5 protein-coding genes are annotated in these 5,486 nt (G+C 47.3%); 2 read left to right on the forward strand and 3 right to left on the reverse strand.

Features of this window, described 5'->3' with window-relative positions:
- Nucleotides 1-127: 127 nt before the first annotated feature.
- Nucleotides 128-952 (forward strand): winged helix-turn-helix domain-containing protein, encoded by an 825-nt coding sequence (locus NNN71_RS23385; RefSeq protein ID WP_271459465.1) that lies wholly within the window; start codon nt 128-130, stop codon nt 950-952.
- Entirely contained in the window at nt 936-1,421 is a 486-nt protein-coding gene (locus NNN71_RS23390; RefSeq protein WP_167575296.1) for a hypothetical protein, read from the forward strand. The genes NNN71_RS23385 and NNN71_RS23390 overlap by 17 nt, the downstream gene beginning before the upstream one ends.
- A 260-nt stretch (nt 1,422-1,681) precedes the next feature.
- Here NNN71_RS23390 and NNN71_RS23395 read toward each other — a convergent pair whose 3' ends face one another.
- The 3 genes from NNN71_RS23395 to NNN71_RS23405 all read right to left on the reverse strand — a co-directional run bounded on the left by NNN71_RS23395 (nt 1,682) and on the right by NNN71_RS23405 (nt 5,440).
- Nucleotides 1,682-2,014, reverse strand: a complete 333-nt coding sequence (locus NNN71_RS23395) for a hypothetical protein (RefSeq protein WP_223803080.1) — start codon at nt 2,012-2,014, stop codon at nt 1,682-1,684.
- A 42-nt stretch (nt 2,015-2,056) separates the two neighbouring features.
- Nucleotides 2,057-4,591 carry an autotransporter outer membrane beta-barrel domain-containing protein gene (locus NNN71_RS23400; RefSeq protein WP_442910527.1) on the reverse strand — a complete coding sequence of 845 codons (2,535 nt, stop codon included), beginning with the start codon at nt 4,589-4,591 and terminating at the stop codon, nt 2,057-2,059.
- Between the two features lie 219 nt (nt 4,592-4,810).
- Nucleotides 4,811-5,440, reverse strand: a complete 630-nt coding sequence (locus NNN71_RS23405) for a LuxR C-terminal-related transcriptional regulator (RefSeq protein WP_163449404.1) — start codon at nt 5,438-5,440, stop codon at nt 4,811-4,813.
- Nucleotides 5,441-5,486: the final 46 nt, after the last annotated feature.

A 5,486-nucleotide genomic window follows, 5' to 3' on the forward strand; every position in this document is an offset into this window, starting at 1 on the left:
AGCGAAAACTCTAAATAGTGATGATGAGGTGTTTTGTGATATCATTGAAGAGAATCAACCAGGTATGTAAGAACCGGAAGTCTGCGTCTTCTGGCTACCTTTCACCATGAGGCACGGAGAGTCGGAAATGGTTTATTTGATTGATATGCGGATTAGATATCGCACTGATGATGGTGCGATATGGCTCCAGGATGATGAAGGATCGCTAATTATCCTGACGGTGATAATGAACAGACTGCTTTCATATCTTATTGAACAACGAGGCCAGGTAGTGACCCGTGATGAGTTGCTGCAAAACGTCTGGGATATACATGGGCTGCACTCGTCAAATCACACTCTGAATAAGTACCTTTCTGAGCTCAGAAAACATTTTAAAAATTTTGGCGTTACGTCTGAGTGTATCGCGACAATTCCCAGAATTGGCTTTATGTTTAACGGCGATATAGAGGTACAGATTCTTGCTGACGATCAGCTGGATACCGGGTCCGAAAAAAAACTCGATAGTAATACCGATAATAGTGTCAACGGCGGTACAAAAAAAACCTACGTCTCCTTTATCTCCAGTCGATTATTTATTAGTGCGGCAATCGCATTAGGTGTCATTGCAACGGGGATTCATTTTATACCTGCTGACTTACTGCATCAGGAAAATGTGCAGGCTCAGAAGAAAGATGTGCCAACGTTTCTTCTTTTCAACTATGATCAATGTTCGGTTTACACCACGCAAAATAACTCTGCCGCGTTTTCAGATCGCAAGAAATCACTATTTCTTGAACTTGTTAAAGAGAGTGATATTGCTTGTCTGAAAGATACATCATTCCTGTATCAGGTTTCTGAGGCGTATCTTTACGGTCGCGAAGGCAGAGCGTTCATCAGCAGGTGTACGCTGAAAGATAATAAATATATTTCATGCCTGAATTTTTACTGGAGCGGATATGAAAGTAAAACCTGAAAAAAAATGGATTGCGATAGTAACTTCAGGACTGATAATCATATCGGCGGGGTTATTGTGGCATAAAAGTGCGCAGAAACCAGGTATGAAAGTAAATTGCTCAACCATCCTTCATTATGACCATGCAAAACCAGACTATATTTCTACTCTGGAGTTAACGTTCAGGCTGGACAGTGATTTTGAAGGGCTGGTCGTTCTCTCAGGCAGCATCGATACAGCAACTGGCAGGCAGACTGTCTCACGTAACATCATGTTTGATTATGATATTAAGGTTCCCGGTGAAATAATCGTGAGAAACATGAGTTATATAAAAACATCAAGGGACAATGCTGATGATGAGATTATCAAACAGAGTTTCTTCTTTGTTCCTGAAGGAACCGAGCGCCAGTTACGCTTAAGTCCATTAGGCAATGCCTGGCTCTTAGGAAACCCACAGTCCCCCTTTGTGCTGTGTGTTAACCAAAAATGATAAGCAGATTACTTTCCTGTCACGCATCAAACGTGTCGTTCATGGCAGTCGCAACCTGTTGTCTGATGTGAGGTTCCGTTTGGTCGAGCAGCGTCAGCCACTCCTTTTTCATTCTTCGCAGATACATCTCCACAGTCCGCATCCTCACAAGATAGAAAAACGAGTGATTAACTAACTATGGTTTAGAGCGCTAACTCGCCATAAAAAAAAGCCCCGTGGTCTCTCACGGGGCAAATCTTTCAGGGAAAACAGTTATCCACTTAGCGCAGGCCGAACAACTCTTTATTCCTTTGCTCCAGGTATTCTTCCATGGTCGCCAGCGCATTGATTCGACCAAAAGCCGCTAACAGGTATACGGTAGCCGACTGCTGTAGCGTCGTTTTGTCCGCCGTCTCCGTGATGCTGCTGGATAAAAACCAGGTGTTTGCCGCCTGCTGACACAGCGTTTTCACCGATTCCGGAAACTCTCGCGCCTCCAGTTCATGTAACAACCGACGGAATGCCGCATCACCTCGATTCTCCTCTCGTGCGTAAAAGATGATATCCATGATGACGTCCATAATGATGCGCAACTCTTCAGCGTAAATATTCATAGCGTTCTCGATACCACAGCACATCAGCGGTAGTTAAATGCATCAGAATGCGTATTTGATCCCCAGCATACCCTGTGTATCGCTATAGCCTTTATCCCCAATCTGCTGAGCGACATTTCCCCAGATATGCAGATTTTTGCCTATCTGGCCTTCAACGCCGGCTTTCAGCTCGCCGATATTGCGTGTTCCAGCCTGATAGTTCGTGACGCCATTCATGGCGACACCGTAGGACCGGGTGTTATAGATCCAGTTAGCCTCAACAAAAGGCTGGAACTCACGCTCTTTCCCCTCATCCACGGCGATATGGCCTTTGATAAATGCCTTCATCCCCAACCGCGTTTGCAGATTACCGTCGCCTTTGTCTTCTACTCGCGTACCATTGGCTTCCGTGTGGGTATCGGCCTTCACCCCCATCCACGTGAGTTGCGCTTTCGGCTGGAGCCAGTAGGTAGAACGCCCGTCGCTACGCTCTCCCATCAGGAAGCTATAGCCACCTTCAACGGAGGCGGTGATACCATCGGAATCGTATTTCTCGCTGGCTAATCCCTGGCCGTACACCTTGTTATTGAACCAGTTATACAAGATCCAGCTGTCCAGATAAGTACCGGTTTTGTTCTCATCATTGGCGTACCAGGTTCCATACAACCCGACGCTGTACCCCGTCACCTGACCGCGAGAGTGATAGCGACTGACATCAGAGCGCGTGTTGCTCTGATTGTTACCGTAGCCCGCCATCAGACCCAGATGCCAACGATCCAGACCGTCGGTACTCCATTGCGCCAGATCGCCGCCCAACTGCAAAACGTAGCGATTGCTTTGCGTGCTCAATTGGCCGCTGGAATCTTTAAAACGCGTGTGACCCCCAACATTACGCATCCACAGGCTGGTCGTTTTCACTTCTCCCGTCAGCATGTCTATATACTGCGTATCGCCCAGACGATCGTGCAGCCGGGTCGTAAACATCGTGTTAGCGGCGGCCAGGTTAGCAATATACGAACCACTTTCCGGACGCAGCGTCGGCTGCTCAGGCGCGGGAGGTTCGGGTATCGGTTTTTCAGGATCCGGTTGTTCAGGATCGGGGGGCTCTGGCGTTGCCGGTGCGTTCATCAAGAACCAGTTACTGTATTCAGTCCCTTCACCGCGACGTAATGCGTATTCATAGCTGCCTGCGACAATGCGCCCGGCCTGCACAAAATCGCCATCAGAAGCGCCGTCGACGTGAATGACTTCAATACCATTAATCGTCTTATCGCCACCCCCGCCCGCATTAGCCACGGCAACGCGTGTGGTCCCGGAGGTATCGCCCTGAACGACCAGTTTATCGCTAACCGAACTGTCATCACCGAGCACCGTATTGAGCTTCAGCAGACCGTTATCACCGTGGTAGTTCCCGGCCACGGTCAGGATATTTCCAGCCGACGGGCCTGACCATGCCACTGTGCCATTGTTTAACATCAGTGATGACAACACTGAATCGCCGGTCATCGTCCAGAGACTACGCGAGCCATCCATTGTCAGCGCGATGGTCCCGGCATCGGCTGCCGAGGTGGGGAGTTGGTTAGAGTTGGTCACACCGGTAAACGCGCTATCCTCTGCCATATGCAGTTGGATCTGCCCGCCCTTATCCGCGACAATATCCCCATTTACGACATAGGTGCCCGCCACATCAGTCGCGGTGTTGAGATCGTAAGATTTCACCCGCGCTTCAGCGCCAGTCGCATAGATTGCCGAACCGGTTGCAACATTAATGGTGGCATTTTTGGCCAGGTAAATAGCGGCCTGCTGATCGGCCGTCGTCGAGGAAGCAAACAGTCCATTCGCCGTTGCTCCCGTTGCCGAAATATCCACATTTCCCAGAGAAATGGTACCCGCTGCGCGAGCATAGACCGCATGGGCGTTCTTACCCACTGTTTTAAGCGTACTATCTCCGTTCAGGAAAATTTCCGCCTTCCCCTTCACCGCCGTAGAGTTGGCTTCCGTATCCTGTCCTGCATAAACGGTATAGCCCGCAACAGTAGAGCCTGCGGAGGTGGTTTCAATGGTTGTTGGCCCATTAAGGGTAATGGTTGCCACCGCATTCGCATTGTTTACCGAGGCGTTAGCACGAACGCCCATTCCCGCCGCTTTAATATTGGTTTCATTATTCACCGTCACCCGAGAATAGTTTGCCGACAGTTCTCGTCCCAGGTTGATACCATCGGAACTGTAGGCACTGGTTATCGCATTGTAATTTTCAATGACGATATTACCGCCGCCGTTTTTGGTATGGATACCATCAGATAACATCCCAGAAGTGTTAACGGTGAGATCGTTAAACTTGTAATTTTCGCCGTTCATGTAAATAGCCCAGCCTTTCAGCCCGCTGGTTGACGCTATCGCATTAGTCGTGATAACCACTTCATCGTAGTTGGTATAGTCGCTGTTGTTGCCGTTTGGATTACCGGATGAGTAGTAATAAAGGGTGTTATTCGCATTTAGCGTGTTGGCATACACGGCACTCATGCTGATATTCGTCGCCAGCAATGCGACAGTGATACACAATGCTAACTTCCTGGGTTTTAAAGGTATCGGCATCATAATAAACTCCTTGTCTTCTTCCTTTTATGTCGCTGTTAGTGCCTGTTTTAATATTTTTTCAAGACGTTATTTTTCTCAATAATAGAAAAACGCGTTAACCATGGCGTCAACGTAGGGTTTTCTGGGGATACTTTTTATTCATTTTTAATATTTAGGGTGCAGGCCTCCCTCACCGCAAGGTGATTGCTATAAATATAGAGATAGATTATTTAGTCACATTTACACAGTGTGCGAAAACCGAAATAGCGTATTAATATCTGCGCCCATTTTTTTTTCCGCTCGACGCTTTGCGGCGTACACCGTTCGGATGTCGACATTGAGTTCGCTGGCCAACTGATTGCAGCCTTCGCCGGCGATCAGCCCGCTCAGCACAGAAAACTCCAGCGTCGACAGCACCTCTCCGCGAAAGAAAGCATCGCGTTGATAGATAAAACGTTTCTTTAATTTCTCACAGGCTATGCTTAATTTATCCTGTTGATATATGATGAGAAAAATGTCGTTGGAGTGCTTAAACCAATAATTTGCCAATGGTTTGAGGTATTTATCGCAAACGATAACAATTTTTAATTTTGTTTCACGTAAATAATCAATCCAGCGTTTATCGGTAAAACAACGCAGATAGCTGATAGAAAAATCAACAAAAATACACCCAAGGTACAGATAGTTATAGCTTTGCTTAAGAATCCCTTCCATGATCCCGAGAGAAAAATAGCCACTCGCTTCCGGCCAGGTACAAAAACAATAGTTCTGGCAAAATGAAACCCGCAGCGAAGTATTGGGCTTAACTTCACAGTTAGAAGGGCAACTCATACAGTTGATTCTTCCACAATCATTATTGAGCGACATCATTGTCCCCTCCTTATCCGTGATCGAATAATTTCATTGGGGTTAAATA

The organism is Kluyvera sp. Awk 3, from assembly GCF_028069715.1.
Classification (GTDB): domain Bacteria; phylum Pseudomonadota; class Gammaproteobacteria; order Enterobacterales; family Enterobacteriaceae; genus Kluyvera; species Kluyvera georgiana_A.